This is a genomic window from Actinomycetospora sp. C-140 (genome assembly GCF_054796175.1).
On sequence record NZ_JBTWNF010000013.1, the window covers coordinates 41,515 to 58,158 of the forward strand.

Below are 16,644 nucleotides of genomic sequence, written 5' to 3' on the forward strand. Positions count from 1 at the left end.
GGCCGTGCACCACCCCGGAGGACACCCGAACCATGGCCGACGCCCCGTCGTCCGAGAACGCCGCGACCTCCGAGGAGTCGTACGCGGAGACCACCCCGCTGCGGCACACCGGAGCGACCGAGGACGCGCCGCCGACGGCGAAGCCCCCGCGAGCTCGTAAGGGCAAGGCCGAGGGCCAGTGGGCGCTGGGCTACCGCGAGCCGCTGAACAAGAACGAGCAGTCCAAGAAGGACGACCACCCGCTCAACGTGCGGGCCCGCATCGAGAACATCTATGCCCACGGCGGCTTCGACTCGATCGACCCGGCCGACCTGCGCGGGCGCTTCCGGTGGATGGGGCTCTACACCCAGCGGGCCGAGGGCTTCCCCGGCACCGACACCGGGCACGTCGAGGAGGAGGAGCTCGACGCGCGGCACTTCATGATGCGCATCCGGGTCGACGGCGGCGGGCTGACCACCGAGCAGCTGCGCGTCATCGGCGAGATCTCGCAGACCTTCGCCCGCGACACCGCCGACGTCACCGACCGCGAGAACATCCAGCTGCACTGGATCCGCGTCGAGGACGTCCCCGAGATCTGGCGTCGCCTCGAGGCCGTGGACCTCTACACCACCGAGGCCTGCGGCGACTGCCCGCGCGTCGTGCTCGGCTCGCCGGTCGCCGGCATCAGCAAGGACGAGGTCATCGACGGCTCCCCCGCGGTCGACGAGATCGTCGAGCGCTTCATCGGTGACCGCTCGCTCGCGAACCTGCCCCGCAAGTTCAAGACCGCGATCTCCGGGCAGCAGGACGTCGCGCACGAGGTCAACGACGTCAGCTTCGTCGGCGTCGTCCACCCCGAGCACGGCCCGGGCTTCGACCTCCACGTCGGCGGCGGGCTGTCGACCAATCCGAAGCTCGCGGTGCGCCTGGGCGCCTGGGTGCCGCTCGACGAGGTCGCCGACGTGTGGCACGCCGTCACCTCCGTCTTCCGCGACTACGGCTACCGGCGGCTGCGCACCCGGGCGCGCCTCAAGTTCCTCATCGCCGACTGGGGCCCCGAGAAGTTCCGGCAGGTGATGGAGGACGAGTACCTGCACCGCAGGCTGATCGACGGTCCCGCGCCCGAGGAGATCGCCGGCACCATCGACCACATCGGCGTCCACGACCAGGTCGACGGCAACCACTACGTCGGCGTCGCCCCGCCGGCGGGGCGCACCAGCGGCTCGACGCTCGTCGGCGTCGCCAAGGCCGCGGAGGAGGCCGGCTCCGGGCGCGTGCGGCTCACCCCGTACCAGAAGATCCTCGTGCTGGACGTGCCGAGCGACAAGCTCGACGCGCTCACCACCACCCTCGACCACCTCGGCCTGCCCGCCCGCCCCACGCCGTGGCGGCGCGCGACCATGGCGTGCACCGGCCTCGAGTTCTGCAAGCTCGCCTTCGTCGACACCAAGAACCGCGCCGGCGAGCTCGTCGAGGAGCTCGACCGCCGGCTCGCGGACGTCCAGGACACCCTCGAGCACCCGGTGTCGATCCACCTCAACGGCTGCCCGAACTCCTGCGCCCGGGTCCAGGTCGCCGACATCGGGCTCAAGGGCCAGATCGTCAACGACGCCGAGGGCAACCCGGCGGCGGGCTTCCAGGTGCACCTCGGCGGCGGGCTCGGCCTCGACGCCGGCTTCGGGCGCAAGCTGCGCGGCCACAAGGTGCTCTCCGCCGAGCTCGGCGACTACGTCGAGCGGGTCGTGCGGCACTACGCCGAGGAGCACCAGCCGGGCGAGCGCTTCGCCCAGTGGGTCCTCCGTGCGGAAGAGGCGCAGCTCTCATGAGGTTGGCCCTGCAGTACTGCCCGTACTGCGGAGAGCAGGACCTGCGCCCGCGGGAGGAGCCCGAGGGCGCCTGGGAGTGCGCCGACTGCCGCAGCACCTTCGTCGTCACCCCGGCGCAGTCGCCGGTGAGAGGACCAGCATGACCACCACGACCGGCGCCCAGGACGACCTGCGCACGGAGGCCCTCGCCGCGGGCGAGCGCTTCGCCGCCCGCGAGGGCGAGATCGGTCACGAGGAGCTGACGCGCGAGATCCTCACGTGGGCCGCCGAGACCTACGGCGCGGACCTCATCGTCGCGTCGAACATGCAGGACGCCGTGCTCGTCGAGCTCGGCGCGGCCGCCCGTCCCGGCGTCGACGTGCTGTTCCTCGAGACCGGCTACCACTTCGCCGAGACCCTCGGCACGCGCGACGCCGTCGCCCAGGTCTACGGCGTGCGGATCGTGCAGGCCGAGCCCGAGCTGACCGTTCCCGAGCAGGACGCGGCGTACGGCAAGGACCTCTTCGCGAGCGACCCCGGCGCGTGCTGCGGGATGCGCAAGGTCGAGCCGCTGAAGAAGACGCTGGCGAACTACGACGCGTGGGTCACGGGCGTGCGCCGCGTCGAGGCCCCGACCCGGGCGACGACGCCCCTGGTCACCTGGGACGAGCGCCACGGTCTCGTGAAGATCAACCCCATCGCGCACTGGACCGACGAGCAGATGGACGCCTACATCCGCGACCACGCGATCCTGGTCAACCCGCTGGTCGGCGAGGGCTACCCGTCGATCGGCTGCGCGCCGTGCACCGCGAAGCCCGCGCCGGGCGCCGACCCGCGCAGCGGACGCTGGGCCGGGTTCACGAAGACCGAGTGCGGGCTGCACGGATGACCGCCGCCGCCATCCCGACGACGGGTACCGACCAGCTCGACGCGCTGGAGTCCGAGGCGATCCACGTCATGCGCGAGGTCGCCGGCGAGTTCGACCGCCCGGTGATCCTCTTCTCGGGCGGCAAGGACTCGATGCTGCTGGTGCACCTGGCGAAGAAGGCGTTCTGGCCGGCGCCGATCCCGTTCCCGGTGCTGCACGTCGACACCGGGCACAACTTCGACGAGGTCATCGACTTCCGGGACACCGTCGTCGCGCGCTACGGGCTCGACCTCGAGGTCGCGCGGGTGCAGGACTACATCGACGACGGGCGGCTCGCCGAGCGCCCCGACGGCACCCGCAACCCGCTGCAGACCACGCCGCTGCTCGACGCCATCGCCGAGCACCGCCACGACGCCGTGTTCGGCGGCGGACGGCGCGACGAGGAGCGGGCCCGGGCCAAGGAGCGCGTGTTCAGCCTGCGCACCGCCTTTGGGCAGTGGGAGCCGTCGCGCCAGCGCCCCGAGCTGTGGAACCTCTACAACGGGCGCCACAAGCCCGGCGAGCACGTGCGCGTGTTCCCGCTGTCGAACTGGACCGAGCTCGACGTCTGGCGCTACATCGCCCGCGAGGGCGTCGAGCTCCCGTCGATCTACTACGCGCACGAGCGCGAGGTGTTCGCCCGCGACGGCATGTGGCTCACCAGCGGGCCGTGGGGCGGGCCGCGCGACGGCGAGGAGGTCCGGACGCTGTCCGTGCGCTACCGCACGGTCGGCGACGGCTCCTGCACCGGCGCCGTCGCGTCCACCGCGACGACGCTCGACGAGGTGCTCGACGAGGTGCGCGAGAGCCGCCTGACCGAGCGCGGCGCCACGCGGGCCGACGACCGCCTCTCGGAGGCCGCCATGGAGGACCGCAAGCGAGAGGGCTACTTCTGATGCCGGACCTGCTCAAGCTCGCGACCGCGGGAAGCGTCGACGACGGCAAGTCCACGCTGGTCGGGCGCCTGCTCTACGACACGAAGTCGGTGCTCGCCGACCAGATGGAGGCCGTCGAGCGCGCCACCCAGGGTGGCGGTGACCCCGACCTCTCGCTGCTCGTCGACGGCCTGCGCTCCGAGCGCGAGCAGGGCATCACGATCGACGTCGCCTACCGCTACTTCGCGACGCCCACCCGGTCGTTCGTCCTCGCCGACACCCCGGGCCACGTGCAGTACACCCGGAACACGGTCACCGGCGCCTCGACGGCGTCGCTGGGCGTCCTGCTCGTCGACGCCCGCAACGGCATCGTCGAGCAGACCCGCCGCCACGTCGCCGTGATGGGCCTGCTGCGCGTCCCGCGCCTCGTGCTCGCTGTGAACAAGATGGATCTCGTCGACTTCGACGAGAACACGTACTGGCGGATCGCCAAGGAGTTCGTCGGGCTCACCGAGGCCCTCGGGTACGCCGAGGACGACGTCGTCGCGATCCCGCTGTCGGCGAAGAAGGGCGACAACGTCGTCCTGAGCTCCGAGAACACCCCCTGGTACGAGGGCCCGACGCTGCTCGAGCACCTCGAGGCAGTACCGGTCGAGGGCGCCGACCACACCGCGCCGTTCCGTTTCCCCGTGCAGTACGTCGTGCGCCCGCGCACCGACGACCACCCCGACTACCGCGGCTACGCCGGGCTCGTCGCCGCGGGCACGGTGCGCGTCGGCGACGAGGTCGAGGTCCTGCCCGACGGCCAGCGCACCCGCGTCGAGGGCATCGACACCTTCGACGGCGCGCTCGACGCCGCGCACGACGGGCAGAGCGTCGTGCTGCGCCTGGCCGACGACCTGGGCATCGCCCGGGGCGCGCTGCTCGCCGCGCCGGGCGCGCCCGAGCCCGTCACCGAGTTCGACGCGACGCTCGCCTGGCTGCACGAGAAGCCGCTGCGCCCCGGCGCCCGCCTGCTGCTCAAGCACGGCACGCGCACGGTGCAGGCGATCGTCGGCGCGGTGACCCACAAGCTCGACACGGACACGCTCACCGTCGACGAGGACCCCGGCGAGCTCGCCATCAACGACATGGGCCAGGTGTCGCTGACGGTCTCCGAGCCGCTGCCGCTCGACCCCTACGACGAGATCGCCGCCACCGGGTCGTTCCTGCTGATCGACACGCAGGCGGGCGACACCCTCGGCGCGGGCCTGGTCGGGCGCCCGCTCGTGGCGCAGGTGCACTGACGTGCACGTGAGCACTTCGGAGTGCCGGAGCACTCCGAAGTGCTCACGAGAGCGCTAGCTCACCTCGGTGAGCTTCCCGGTCGCGACGTCGAGCACGAACCCGCGCACCGAGCCCTTGTTCTTGACGAACGGGCTGTCGGTGATGCGCTTGATCGAGTCGCGGACGTCCGCCTCGAGGTCGGGGAACGCGTTGGCCGACCACGACGGGCGCTCGCCTGCCTCCTTCTCGAGGATCTCCGCGAACTGCTCGTCGGTGAAGGTCACCATGCCGCAGTCCGTGTGGTGGATCAGCACGATCTCCTCGGTGCCGAGCAGGTGCTGGCTGATCGCGAGGGAGCGGATCGTGTCGTCGGTGACGACGCCGCCGGCGTTGCGGATGACGTGCGAGTCGCCCTCGTGCAGGCCGAGCGCGCCGTAGGGGTTCACGCGGGCGTCCATGCAGGCGACGACGGCGGTCTTGCGGGCGGGCGGCAGGGGCAGCTCGCCGGGGAAGCTCGCGACGTAGCTCTCGTTGTTCTTCAGGTACTCGTCGGTGACGGACACGCGGGATCTCCAGAGTTCGGTGGAGGAAGGTGGGCACGACGATCCGGCCGCGCGAACGGATCAGGGCGCGTGACCACGGCCCGGGACGCTCACGCGGCCCGGCGACACCACTGGTCGAACTCCACGACGCGCCGGCTCGGCCAGAACGGCTCGAGGGCGCGGCGATCCATGCACACATCTCACCGCAGGCATCCGATCGGCCGCAACGACGGGTCGGCGGCGTACGTGAGCGTCACAGTGCGGTTGCGCTCCGTGCCGGAGATCGCCCACGATCGAGACGTGGACATCGGGGCAGTGCTGACGCGGCGCCGCCACGTCGATCTCATGCGCCTCGCGCACGCCACCTGTCGCTGACACACGCCGCCCTGCTCCGCCGTCCCTCCCGGGAGCCCGTGTGTCCACCCTCCAGAGCGGCGCGCCCCCGCGCGCCGCCTCCACCGCACCATCCGTCACGCCAGACACCCGACGTCCCACCCGTGGCGCCGCCTGGCACCGCTGGATCAGCCCGGTCGCGATCCTCGTCGTCTGGCAGCTCGCCTCGAGCTCCGGCCTGCTCGCCGAGGACGAGCTCGCCTCCCCGTGGCGCGTGCTCACCGCCGCGGTCGACGTCACCGCCAGCGGCGAGCTGCCCGAGGGCCTGGTCGTCTCGCTGCTGCGGGTGGCCGTCGGGCTCACGCTCGGGATCGGTGTCGGCGTCGCCCTCGGCCTGCTGTCGGGCCTCTCGCGCTGGGGCGCGGTGCTCGTCGACCCGCCGGTGCAGATGCTGCGCACGCTGCCGCACCTGGCGCTCGTGCCCCTGTTCATCCTGTGGTTCGGCGTCGACGAGACCCCGAAGATCCTGCTCGTCGCCCTCGGCGCGCTCTTCCCGATCTACCTCAACGTCCACGCCGGCGTCCGCGGCGTCGACCCCAGGCTGCTCGAGGCCGCCCGCGTCTCCGGGTTCGCCCGCGGCGAGCAGCTGCGTCACGTCGTCCTGCCCGGCGCGCTGCCGAGCGCCCTGACGGGCCTGCGCCTGGCGATGGGGATCGCCTGGCTCTCGATCGTCGTCGCCGAGACGGTGTCAGCCGACTCCGGCCTCGGCTATATGATCATGAACGCGCGGGAGTTCCTGCGCACCGACGTCATCGTCGTCGGCCTCGTCGTCTACGCCCTGCTCGGCCTCGGCACCGACGCCCTGGTGCGCCGCCTGGAGCGCCGGGCCCTCGCCTGGCGGGTCGGGAGCGTCGAGCCGTGAGCGCGGCGACGGTGCGCGGCCTGACCCGCGCGTTCGGCGACCGCACGGTCCTCGACGGCCTCGACCTCACCGTCGAGCCGGGAGAATTCGTCGCGCTGCTCGGCCGCAGCGGGTCGGGCAAGAGCACGCTGCTGCGCGTCCTGGCCGGGCTCGACGACGCCGGCGACGACGGCGTCGGCGGCGAGGTGGAGGTGCCCGGCTCGGTGTCGGTCGCCTTCCAGGAACCCCGGCTGCTGCCCTGGCGCAGCGTCACCGACAACGTCGCCCTCGGACTGCACCGGCCCGACGCGCGCGAGACGGCCCTGGCGACCCTCGGCGAGGTCGGGCTGACCGACCGCGCCGACGCCTGGCCGCTGACGCTGTCGGGCGGCGAGGCCCAGCGCGCCTCGCTCGCGCGTGCCCTGGTCCGCGAGCCCGACCTCCTGCTGCTCGACGAGCCGTTCGGCGCCCTCGACGCGCTGACCCGGATCGCCATGCACCGTCTCGTGCTCGACCTCTGGGAGCGCCACGGCCCGGCCGTCCTGCTCGTGACCCACGACGTCGACGAGGCCTTGGTGCTCGCCGACCGCGTGCTCGTGCTCGACGGCGGGCGGATCGTCGCCGACCACGCGCCGGGCCCGCGCCCCCGCGAGGACATCGGCGCCCTGCGCCACGAGGTGCTCCGCGAGCTCGGGGTGGTCGACGATGCGGCGTAGCTTCCTGCTGCTCCTGGGTCTCTTGCTCGTGCTGGGCGGCTGCTCGTCGGTGCCGCTGACACGGCCGCCGGTGCAGCCGCCCGCCGATCCCGCCGGCATCACACTGCGGGTCGGCGACCAGAAGGGCGGCTCGCAGTCGCTGCTGCGCGCGGCCGGGCTGCTCGACACCCCGTACCGCATCCAGTGGACGACGTTCACCCAGGGACCGCCGCTCATCGAGGCCGCGCGCGCCGGCGCGATCGACGTCGGCCAGACGGGCAACACGCCCGCGATCTTCGCCGCGGCCGCGCGGGCCCGGGTGCAGCTGATCTCGGCGTCGCAGGGCAACGTCGTCAGCGACGCGATCCTCGTCCCGCCCGGGTCCCCGATCCGCAGCGTCGCCGACCTGCGCGGCAAGCGCATCGCGGTCGGCAAGGGCACCTCGGCGCACGGCCAGCTGCTGTCGACACTGCGCGCCGCCGGGCTGACGCTCGACGACGTCGACCTCACCTACCTGCAGCCCGCTGACGGGTACGCCGCATTCCGGCAGGGCCGGGTCGACGCGTGGGCGATCTGGGACCCGTACACCGCGCAGGCGCAGCTCGAGACCGGTGCGCGCGTGCTGGCCGACGGCGAGGGCACGGCCAACGGCTACTCGTTCCTCGTCGCGAGCAACGCCGCCCTCGCCGATCCCGTCCACCAGGCGGCGCTCGCGGACTTCACCGATCGGCTCCGCCGGGCGATGGTCTTCTCTGACCAGCACCGGGAGGAACGCGCGCGGGCCTGGGCCCAGGAGACCCGGCTCCCGCTGCGTGTCACCGAGCTCGCCGCGTCGCGGGGCCCCGACCTGCCCGTGGCCCTGGACGACCGCCTGGTGCGCTCCCAGCAGGAGCTCGCCGACGCCTTCACCGAGGCCGGCGTCATCCCCGGCCGTGTCCGCTTCGCCGACATCGTCGACCGCCGTTTCGAGGACCGCTCGTGATCATCCCGCACTGGTTCCTGCCCACCTCCGGCGACGCCCGGACGATCGTCGCCCGGCGGCACGCCGACCGCGGCGAGGCCGGGGACGCGGCGCGGCCGCCGGACGTCGACTACCTCGCCGAGGTGGCCCACGCCGCCGAACGGCTGGGCTTCCACGGGGTGCTCACGCCGACCGGGACCTTCTGCGAGGACGCCTGGCTGACGACGGCGGCGCTGATCCGGGAGACGCGCACCCTGAAGTTCCTGGTCGCCTTCCGGCCGGGGCTCATCTCCCCCACGCTCGCCGCGCAGCAGGCGAGCACGTTCCAGCGGATCTCGGGCGGGCGGGCGCTGCTCAACATCGTCACCGGCGGCGACGAGGTCGAGCAGCGCCGCTTCGGCGACTGGGCCGCCCACGACACCCGCTACGCGCGCACCGACGAGTTCCTCTCCGTGCTGCGCGGCGCCTGGGGCGCGGAGCCCGCCGACTTCGCCGGCGAGCACTACGAGGTCGTGGGCGCCTCGACCTACGCGCCGCCGGACCCCGTCCCGCCGATCTACTTCGGCGGTTCGTCGGACGCCGCCCTGCCCGTCGCCGCCCGGCACGCCGACGTCTACCTGACGTGGGGCGAGCCGCCGCACCTGGTCAGCGAGAAGATCGAGCGGGTGCGCAAGCTCGCCGCCGAGCACGACCGCGAGCCGCGGTTCGGCATCCGCCTGCACGTCGTCACGCGCGACACCGCCGAGGCGGCCTGGGCCGAGGCGCAGCGGATGCTCGACGCGCTGGACCCCGCCGAGATCGAGCGGGCGCAGGCGGCGCTCGCGACCAGCCAGTCGGTCGGCCAGCAGCGGATGCGCGCCCTGCACGGCGGCTCGACCGACGACCTCGAGATCAGCCCGAACCTCTGGGCCGGGATCGGGCTCGTGCGCGGTGGTGCGGGGACGGCCCTGGTCGGCAGCCACCGCGAGGTCGCCGACCGGATCGAGGAGTACCACGCGCTGGGGATCGACGAGTTCGTGCTCTCCGGCTATCCGCACCTCGAGGAGGCCTACCGCGTCGGCGAGGGCGTCCTGCCCGAGCTCGCCCGGCGGGGTGCGCTGGCGCGCACGTGAGCACTTCGGCGTGCTGGAGCACGCGAAACTGCTCACGTGCGCGCAGCGCACCCGGGGTAGCCGGGGACGATCGCGCCGAGCACCGCAGGAGGTCCGCATGGTCGAGTTCATCGGGATGATCGGGACGCAGCACGTGTCGGAGATCCACCCGGCGTCCGGCCCGACGATCGACCCCGACGTCGTCCGCCGCTTCGTCCGCGCCCACGACGAGGGCGGGTTCGACAAGGTGCTGGTCGGCGCCAGCGCCTCGACCGCCGACGGGCTGCAGGTCGCGGCGTTCGGTGCCGCGCACTCCGAGCAGCTCGGCTTCCTCGTGGCCCACCGCCCGGGCTTCATGGCCCCGACGATGGCCGCGCGGGCGTTCGCGACGCTCGACCAGTTCTCCGGCGGACGCGTCGCCCTGCACACGATCTCGGGCGGCAGCGACGCCGACCAGGCCCGCGACGGCGACCACCTCGACAAGGAGAGCCGCTACCGGCGCACCGACGAGTACCTCGACGTCGTCACCCGCACCTGGACCGCGACCGAGCCCTTCGACCACCACGGCGAGTTCTACGACGTCCGCGACGTCCACGCGACGGCGCGCCCGCTGCAGCAGCCCCGCATCCCGGTGTACTTCGGCGGCTCGTCCGCGGACGCGTACCGGGTGGGCGGGAAGCACGCCGACGTGTTCGCGCTGTGGGGCGAGCCGTTGCCCGAGACCGCCGAGCAGATCGCGTCGGTGCACGCCGCCGCCCACGCCGCCGGCCGCGAGACCCTCCCGCGCATCAGCGTCTCCTTCCGCCCGATCCTCGGGGCCACCGAGGAGCAGGCATGGGAGCGTGCGCACACGATCCTCGAGAAGATCACCGAGGCGGGTGGCGGCGCGGGCTCGTTCACCGGGCGGATGGCCCACCGCCGCGGTCACCAGCCGCCGACGAACACCGGCTCCCAGCGCCTGCTCGCGGCGGCCGAGCGCGGCGAGCTGCACGACCGCTGCCTGTGGACGCCGACCGCGGCCGCCACCAGCGCGGCCGGGAACTCGACGGCGCTGGTGGGCACGCCGGAGACGGTCGCGGCGGCGCTGCTCGACTACCACGACATCGGCGTCACGACGTTCCTCATCCGCGGCTACGACCCTCTCGACGACGCCGTCGCCTACGGGCGCGACCTGCTGCCGCTCGTGCACGCGGAGGTGGCCCGGCGGACGCCGGTGGGGGCGCCGGCGTGAACCCGCCCGAGGTCACGGCCCTGCTCGCGGACATCGCGGCGGGCGCCGCCGAGCGCGAACGGCGCGACGAGAGCCCGTTCGACCAGGTCGCGGCCGTCGCGAAGGCCGGTCTCGGCGCGCTGTCGCTGCCCGTCGACGAGGGCGGGGCCGGCTCGTCGGTGCGCGAGCTGCTCGCCTTCGTGATCGACCTCGCCGAGGCCGACCCGATCGTCGCCCACGTCCTGCGCACCCACTACAGCCAGGTGCTCGGCTTCCTGCGCCTGCCCGATCCGGACGTGCGACGCCGCTGGCTCGACGAGGTGCGCGCCGGGACGGTGTTCGGCAACGCGATCTCGGAGACCGGGCCCTCGGCGGCCGGGGGTCACGAGTTCGACACCCGCCTCGACGAGGTCGACGGCCGGCTCGTCCTGAACGGCACGAAGTACTACAGCACCGGCACGCTCTACGCGGACTGGATCGCGGTCGCCGCCCGGGTCGAGGGCGACCGGGTGGCGACCGTGATGGTCCGCGCCGACCGCACGGGCGTGTCCGTCGTCGACGACTGGGACGGCATGGGGCAGAGCCGCACCGGTACCGGCACGACCTCGTTCACCGACGTCGCGGTCGAGCCCGCGGACGTCCTCGCGGTGCGCCCGCGCCTCCAGCCGCGCCCGCCGGGCGACGTCCCGTTCCTGCAGCTCTACCTGCACGCGCTCGTCGCCGGGATCCTGCGCTCGGTGGTCACCGACGCGGCCGAGGTCGTCCGGACCCGGAGCCGCACGTTCGAGCACGCCGCCGCACCGCGGGCCGTCGACGACCCGATCCTGCACCAGAAGGTGGGCGAGCTGGCCGCGACCGCGTGGGTGGCCGAGTCGGCGGTGCTCGCCGCGGCCGAGGCGATCGACAAGGTCCTGACCGACCCGAGCGAGGAGAACGCCCTGGCGGCGACGCTCGCCCACACGTCGGTGAAGGTCCACCTCGACCGCGTCGCGCTCGAGGCGGCGACGGCGCTGTTCGACGTCGGCGGCGCGTCCGCGTCCAGCCGCGCGCGGAACCTCGACCGCCACTGGCGCAACCTGCGCACGATCACCCTGCACAATCCCGCGGCCTACAAGGCGAGCGCGCTCGGGCGCCGCCTCGTCACCGGCGAGGCGCTGCCGACCAACGGCTACTTCTGAGGCGCGGCTCCGCCGCATGTGAGCACTTCGGAGTGCTGCAGCACTCCGAACTGCTCACGTGCGCGGGGGGCGCCCGCTCACTTGTCGCCGACCTTCGCCACGGTCAGCAGGACGACGGCGTCCTCCACGGCCTCGAGGCGGTGCCGGGCGTCGGGGACGACGAGCAGGTCGCCGCGGCGCCCGTCCCACGCGTCCTTCTCCGAGACGAGCCGCACGCGCCCGTGCAGCACGACGAGGCTGGCCTCCCCCGGGTTCTCGTGCTCCCCGAGCTCCCGGCCGCCGGTCAGCGCGATCACGGTCTGGCGCATGACGTTGGCGTGCCCGCCGACGACCGTGTGGGCGGCACGGCCCGCGGAACTGCTGCGCGCGGCGGCGAGCTGCTGGCGGGACATGGCGTCGAGGGAGAGCTTGAGCATGGTCGTCCTCGTCCGTGCGCGCGGTGGTGGGCGTCCATCGTCCCGCTGCTCCCCCGTGTGAGCGAGATTCCCGAATTCCGCTCCCGTGCTCCGGTCCGCGGCGCCCCGGCCACGGGGGGGACAGCGCCTAGGGTGGTGGACGAGTCGATCACCCCGCTGGGAGGCACCGTGTCCGACCCGATCGATCTGCTCGAGGGGCTGCGCACCACCCCGGCCCGGCGGTACCTCGCGGAGACACCGATCCCGGACGAGGTCCTGTGGGAGCTGCTCGACACCGCGATCCGCGGCCCGTCCGGCGGCAACCGGCAGACCTGGGGCTGGGTGGTGGTCACCGACCCGGCGGTGAAGGCGCAGATCGCCGAGCACTACCGCCAGGGCTGGGAGCAGATCTACGGGGTGCGCCGCGAGGAGCTGCTCGACCCGACCCGAGACGGCGGCGCGGACGGCTTGAGCCCCGCGTCCTTCCGCGCCGCCGACCACCTCGCGTACCACCTGGCCGAGGCCCCGGTGTTCGTCGTGCCGGTGCTGCACGGCGCCGCGGACTCGACCGACAAGCGGCTCGGCGGGTCGATCTACGGCGCGGTGCAGCAGCTGCTGCTCGCCGCCCGGGCGTACGGCATCGGCGGCGTGCTGACCTCGCTGCACCTCATCACCGGCGAACGGGAGATCGACACGCTGCTCGGGCTGCCGGACGACGTGGCGACGATGGGCCTCGTGCCGCTGGGCTATCCCGTGCGCGGACGCTGGTCGACGCCGCGCCGGCAGCCCGTCGAGCAGGTCGTGCACTGGGAGCGCTGGGGCCAGGTCCGCGCCCGCCCGTAGCCGGTCGGCGCGCCGTCGACCGTCCTCCCGGAGCCCCGACGCTAGGACCCCGCGGTGGACGTCGCCGCCGACTCCGTCGGTTCCCGGACCCCGGAGCGCACCGCGACCGGGAAGACCGCCAGCGCCCAGACCGCGACCACGAGCGTGTCCCACGGCGCCGGGATCAGATCGGCACCGTCGAAGCTCCCGAGCCCGGAGAGCAGGGTCAGCACGAGCAGGTGGACGACGAGCCACGCCCCGCGGCGCAGCTCGCCGACGAGCGAGCCGATGCGGTCGCTGCGCCAGAGGACCACGAACAGCGGCACGCCGAGCAGGGTCAGCGGCAGGGCGAGGCGGAGGTCCTCGAAGCCCGACCAGTAGATGAACAGCGTGGCGAGCACGAAGGAGATCGGGGCGATCCAGCGCAACCCCGGCACCCATCCCGAGAGCCGGTCGGGCTCGCGGCGGCGGAACACCTCGGCGGCGACGGCCGCGGCGAGGTAGAGCAGCAGGTAGAGCGTGCCCATCACCGAGACGATGTCCTGCCAGCCCCGGAACGGGAGCAGGAAGACCACGATCACCGCGAGGTTCAGCAGCAGCGCCCGCCGCGGCACGCCCGATCCCTCGTGGACCCGCATCAGCGCCCGCGGCAGCAGCCGGTTCTTCGCCAGCGCGTAGGTGTGCCGGGAGTTCACGGCGACGCCGACGTAGGCCGATCCGCAGGGTGAGACGACGGCGTCGGCGTAGAGCAGCGCTGCCAGAAAACCGAGGTTCAGGGCGACGGCGAGCTCGCCGAACGGGGACTCGAAGTTCACGCCCTGCCAGCCGTCGACGAGCGCCGCGTCGGGGACCGCGCCGATGAACGCGAGCTGCAGGCCGAGGTAGAGCAGGACGGCGGCGGCGATGCTGCCCAGGACCGCGAGCGGGATCGTGCGCCGCGGGTTGCGGGCCTCGCCCGAGAAGTCGACCGGTGCCTGGAAGCCGTTGACGGAGTAGACGATGCCGCCGCCGGCGAGCGCCGAGAGCACGGCGCCGTAGCCGTAGGGCGCGAAGCCGCCGTGGTCGGTGAGGTGCGCGGTGTCGAACCCGGACGCGATCAGCAGCACGACGGTCAGCACCGGGATGACGACCTTGACCACGGTGACCGCGGTGTTGAGCGTGCCGAAGAGCCGCACCCCGAACCAGTTCAGCGCGGTCAGCACGATCGAGAGCAGCAGCGCGGCGACGACGCCCCACCCGGTCAGGGCGTCATCGGCGTAGAGCCACGGCAGGTAGTAGCCGGCGTACTGCACGATGGCGGTGAGCTCGGCGCTCGTCGCCCCGACCGCGAGCAGCACCGAGACGCCGATGACCGTGCCGGTCAGCCGACCGCTCGCGTAGAGCGGCCAGCGCACGGTGCCGCCGCCCTCGGGCCGCGTCGCACCGAGCTCGACCATCACCAGCGCCACGAGCGCGCACAGGATCCCGGCCGCGATCCAGGACAGCAGCGCCGCCGGCCCGGCGATCTGCGCGGCTTACATCGCGGCGAACAGCCAACCCGAGCCGACGATGTTCGAGAAGCCGATCGCGGTCAGCCCGCCGACCCCGAGCGTGCGGCGCAACCGCCCCTCCTCGGCCCCGACCTCGGCGTCGGCCTGCCCCACCTCTGCGGTCACCGCGCCACCCGATCACGGGTGCGGCTCCGCCGCACGTGAGCACTTCGGAGTGCCAGAGCACCCGAAAGTGCTCACATGCGCCGGAGGCGCACCGGCGGAATGGGCACGAGCGCGGGGCGGTTGACCGGGAGGTGGCACCCGCAGCAACGGGACCGCTCGACGAGCCGGTCCGCGCCTCCCTCCTGGGCCCGCACGCGCACCTCGCGCAGGGGCGCGGGGACGCGCTGCGCTACGACCCCGACGTCGCCCCGTTCCTCGCCGAGCCGCGCAGCGCCGCCGAGTGGGACGACGTCGCCGCGCTGGTCGGGCCCGGCGGGACCACCGTCGTCCCCGCCTTCGGCGAGCTGACGCCGGTCGGGCTCGCGTGGGGGCGCGTCCTCCCCGGGGTCCAGATGATCGGCGACGCGGTGACCGGCCGCCCCGACCGCGACCTGGTCCGGCTCGGGGACGCCGACGTCGCGGCGATGCGCGAGCTCGTCGCCCGGACGAAGCCCGGCCCGTTCGGCCCGCGCACCCACGAGATGGGCACCTACCTCGGCGTCGTCGACGACGGTGTGCTCGTGGCCATGGCCGGTGAGCGCCTGCGCCCGCCCGGGTACACCGAGATCAGCGCCGTCTGCACCGACGCCGCGTACCGCGGCCGGGGGCTCGCGGGCCGGCTCGTGCTCGCCGTGGCCGCCGGCATCCGGGAGCGCGGCGAGGTCCCGATGCTGCACGCCGCCGCCGACAACACGAACGCCATCCGGCTCTACGAGCAGCTCGGGTTCCGGCTGCGCGCCCGGCCCGACTTCGTGGCCCTGACGGTCCCGAGCGACGTCCCGGCCGGCACGCCCGCCTGACGACAGGAGGATCATGACCGCCGCACCGACCCCCGGGCTCCACCTGGCGGTGGCCCTGGACGGCACCGGATGGCACCCCGCCTCCTGGCGCGAGCCCGGCGCCCGCGCCGACGAGCTGTTCACCGCGGGCTTCTGGCTCGACCAGGTCCGCGAAGCCGAGGCCGGGCTGCTCGACCTGGTGACGTTCGAGGACTCCTTCGCGATCGACTCCGACCGGGTCGACCGCGTCCAGGGACGCCTCGACGCCCAGCTCGCCGCGCTGCGCGTCGGCCCGGTGACCAGCCACATCGGCCTCGTGCCCACGGTCGTCACCACGCACACCGAGCCGTTCCACGTCTCCACCGAGATCGCGACGCTGGACTTCGCGACGGAGGGCCGCGCCGGGGTCCGGGTCAAGGTGTCGTCACGCGAGCCGGAGTACGCGCTCTTCGGCCGCCGCGAGTACGGCACCGAGGACCGCGAGAGCCTGTTCGACGAGGCCGCCGACCACATCGAGGTCCAGCGCCGGCTGTGGGACTCGTGGGAGGACGACGCCGAGATCCGCGACGCGGCGACCGGCCGGTTCGTCGACCGCGAGAAGCTCCACTACATCGACTTCGCCGGCGACCACTTCTCGGTGCGCGGCCCGTCGATCACCCCGCGGCCACCGCAGGGCCAGCCCGTCGTCACGGCGCTCGCGCACGTCGACGTCGCCTACCGGCTCGCCGCCCGCGGGGCCGACCTCGTCTTCGTCACGCCCGGCGGCGTGGGCCGCGACGGCCCGACCGGCGACGCCGAGGCGATCCTGCGCCAGGTGCGCGCGGAGGAGGCCGCCGTCGGTCGCACCGGGGATCCCCTGCACGTCCTCGGCGACCTGCTCGTCGTGCTCGACGACACCGCCGACGCGGCACGCGAGCGCCTCGCCCGCCTCGACGAGACCGACGGCGGCGAGCTGCGCAGCGACGCCCGCATCCTCACCGGGACCGTCGCTGACGTCGCCGACGTCCTCGAGTCGTGGCACGGCGCCGGTCTCGCCGGCGCCCGCCTGCGCCCGGCGGTCACGTCGACCGACCTGCCGCGCATCACCCGCGAGCTCGTCCCGGAGCTCCAGCGCCGGGGCCTGTTCCGCAGCGCCTACGGGGCCCACACGCTGCGCGGTCACTTCGGCCTCGCCCGCCCCGCCGACCGCTACGCCCGCGCCTGAGGAGGAC

General features: G+C 73.7%; 18 protein-coding genes. 14 read left to right on the top strand and 4 right to left on the bottom strand.

Translation table 11 applies throughout. The features are described from left to right. Nucleotides 1-32 precede the first annotated feature (32 nt). From ACR9E3_RS20965 to ACR9E3_RS20985, 5 genes are read left to right on the top strand one after another with little or no spacing between them, the layout of a single operon-like run. Nucleotides 33-1,805 carry a nitrite/sulfite reductase gene (locus ACR9E3_RS20965; RefSeq protein WP_460382468.1) on the top strand — a complete coding sequence of 591 codons (1,773 nt, stop codon included), beginning with the start codon at nt 33-35 and terminating at the stop codon, nt 1,803-1,805. Beyond that, a complete protein-coding gene (locus tag ACR9E3_RS20970) occupies nt 1,802-1,948 on the top strand; it encodes an Insertion element protein (protein WP_460382470.1) in 147 nt (48 codons plus the stop codon). The genes ACR9E3_RS20965 and ACR9E3_RS20970 overlap by 4 nt, the downstream gene beginning before the upstream one ends. Further along, nucleotides 1,945-2,673 carry a phosphoadenylyl-sulfate reductase gene (locus ACR9E3_RS20975; protein ID WP_460382471.1) on the top strand — a complete coding sequence of 243 codons (729 nt, stop codon included), beginning with the start codon at nt 1,945-1,947 and terminating at the stop codon, nt 2,671-2,673. Before ACR9E3_RS20970 ends, ACR9E3_RS20975 begins: the two co-directional genes overlap by 4 nt. Beyond that, entirely contained in the window at nt 2,670-3,587 is a 918-nt protein-coding gene (gene cysD, locus ACR9E3_RS20980) for a sulfate adenylyltransferase subunit CysD (RefSeq protein ID WP_460382472.1), read from the top strand. The genes ACR9E3_RS20975 and cysD overlap by 4 nt, the downstream gene beginning before the upstream one ends. After that, the gene (locus ACR9E3_RS20985) at nt 3,587-4,852 is read left to right on the top strand and encodes a sulfate adenylyltransferase subunit 1 (protein WP_460382473.1); all 1,266 of its coding nucleotides are present in this window, start codon (nt 3,587-3,589) and stop codon (nt 4,850-4,852) included. The genes cysD and ACR9E3_RS20985 overlap by 1 nt, the downstream gene beginning before the upstream one ends. A 54-nt stretch (nt 4,853-4,906) precedes the next feature. Here the strand turns inward: ACR9E3_RS20985 and ACR9E3_RS20990 are convergent, their stop codons facing one another. Then, the gene (locus ACR9E3_RS20990; RefSeq protein ID WP_460382474.1) at nt 4,907-5,395 is read right to left on the bottom strand and encodes a beta-class carbonic anhydrase; all 489 of its coding nucleotides are present in this window, start codon (nt 5,393-5,395) and stop codon (nt 4,907-4,909) included. 394 nt (nt 5,396-5,789) lie between these two features. On the opposite strand from ACR9E3_RS20990, the gene ACR9E3_RS20995 reads away from it, so the two are divergent. The 6 genes from ACR9E3_RS20995 to ACR9E3_RS21020 all read left to right on the top strand — a co-directional run bounded on the left by ACR9E3_RS20995 (nt 5,790) and on the right by ACR9E3_RS21020 (nt 11,743). Continuing rightward, complete coding sequence (locus tag ACR9E3_RS20995) at nt 5,790-6,629, top strand: ABC transporter permease (RefSeq protein WP_460382475.1); 840 nt, start codon at nt 5,790-5,792, stop codon at nt 6,627-6,629. Beyond that, entirely contained in the window at nt 6,626-7,324 is a 699-nt protein-coding gene (locus ACR9E3_RS21000; RefSeq protein ID WP_460382476.1) for an ABC transporter ATP-binding protein, read from the top strand. Before ACR9E3_RS20995 ends, ACR9E3_RS21000 begins: the two co-directional genes overlap by 4 nt. Next, complete coding sequence (locus ACR9E3_RS21005; protein ID WP_460382477.1) at nt 7,314-8,285, top strand: ABC transporter substrate-binding protein; 972 nt, start codon at nt 7,314-7,316, stop codon at nt 8,283-8,285. Before ACR9E3_RS21000 ends, ACR9E3_RS21005 begins: the two co-directional genes overlap by 11 nt. Beyond that, on the top strand, nt 8,282-9,376 hold the full coding sequence (locus ACR9E3_RS21010; protein ID WP_460382478.1) for an LLM class flavin-dependent oxidoreductase: 1,095 nt from the start codon (nt 8,282-8,284) through the stop codon (nt 9,374-9,376). The genes ACR9E3_RS21005 and ACR9E3_RS21010 overlap by 4 nt, the downstream gene beginning before the upstream one ends. Before the next feature lie 97 nt (nt 9,377-9,473). After that, nucleotides 9,474-10,586 carry an LLM class flavin-dependent oxidoreductase gene (locus ACR9E3_RS21015; RefSeq protein ID WP_460382479.1) on the top strand — a complete coding sequence of 371 codons (1,113 nt, stop codon included), beginning with the start codon at nt 9,474-9,476 and terminating at the stop codon, nt 10,584-10,586. After that, entirely contained in the window at nt 10,583-11,743 is a 1,161-nt protein-coding gene (locus tag ACR9E3_RS21020) for an acyl-CoA dehydrogenase family protein (protein WP_460382480.1), read from the top strand. Before ACR9E3_RS21015 ends, ACR9E3_RS21020 begins: the two co-directional genes overlap by 4 nt. Nucleotides 11,744-11,820: 77 nt before the next feature. Here ACR9E3_RS21020 and ACR9E3_RS21025 read toward each other — a convergent pair whose 3' ends face one another. Next, nucleotides 11,821-12,159 carry a cupin domain-containing protein gene (locus tag ACR9E3_RS21025; protein WP_460382481.1) on the bottom strand — a complete coding sequence of 113 codons (339 nt, stop codon included), beginning with the start codon at nt 12,157-12,159 and terminating at the stop codon, nt 11,821-11,823. Nucleotides 12,160-12,327: 168 nt separating this feature from the next. Between ACR9E3_RS21025 and ACR9E3_RS21030 the strand changes: the two genes are divergently transcribed. Further along, on the top strand, nt 12,328-12,981 hold the full coding sequence (locus ACR9E3_RS21030; protein WP_460382482.1) for a nitroreductase family protein: 654 nt from the start codon (nt 12,328-12,330) through the stop codon (nt 12,979-12,981). A gap of 41 nt (nt 12,982-13,022) precedes the next feature. Here the strand turns inward: ACR9E3_RS21030 and ACR9E3_RS21035 are convergent, their stop codons facing one another. Together ACR9E3_RS21035 and ACR9E3_RS21040 are read right to left on the bottom strand one after the other, a co-directional pair. Beyond that, complete coding sequence (locus tag ACR9E3_RS21035; RefSeq protein WP_460382612.1) at nt 13,023-14,465, bottom strand: APC family permease; 1,443 nt, start codon at nt 14,463-14,465, stop codon at nt 13,023-13,025. A 9-nt stretch (nt 14,466-14,474) separates the two neighbouring features. After that, nucleotides 14,475-14,615 (bottom strand): hypothetical protein, encoded by a 141-nt coding sequence (locus tag ACR9E3_RS21040; protein ID WP_460382483.1) that lies wholly within the window; start codon nt 14,613-14,615, stop codon nt 14,475-14,477. A gap of 131 nt (nt 14,616-14,746) precedes the next feature. Between ACR9E3_RS21040 and ACR9E3_RS21045 the strand changes: the two genes are divergently transcribed. Together ACR9E3_RS21045 and ACR9E3_RS21050 are read left to right on the top strand one after the other, a co-directional pair. Next, a complete protein-coding gene (locus ACR9E3_RS21045) occupies nt 14,747-15,454 on the top strand; it encodes a GNAT family N-acetyltransferase (RefSeq protein ID WP_460382484.1) in 708 nt (235 codons plus the stop codon). A 13-nt stretch (nt 15,455-15,467) separates the two neighbouring features. Continuing rightward, entirely contained in the window at nt 15,468-16,637 is a 1,170-nt protein-coding gene (locus ACR9E3_RS21050) for an LLM class flavin-dependent oxidoreductase (RefSeq protein ID WP_460382485.1), read from the top strand. Nucleotides 16,638-16,644: the final 7 nt, after the last annotated feature.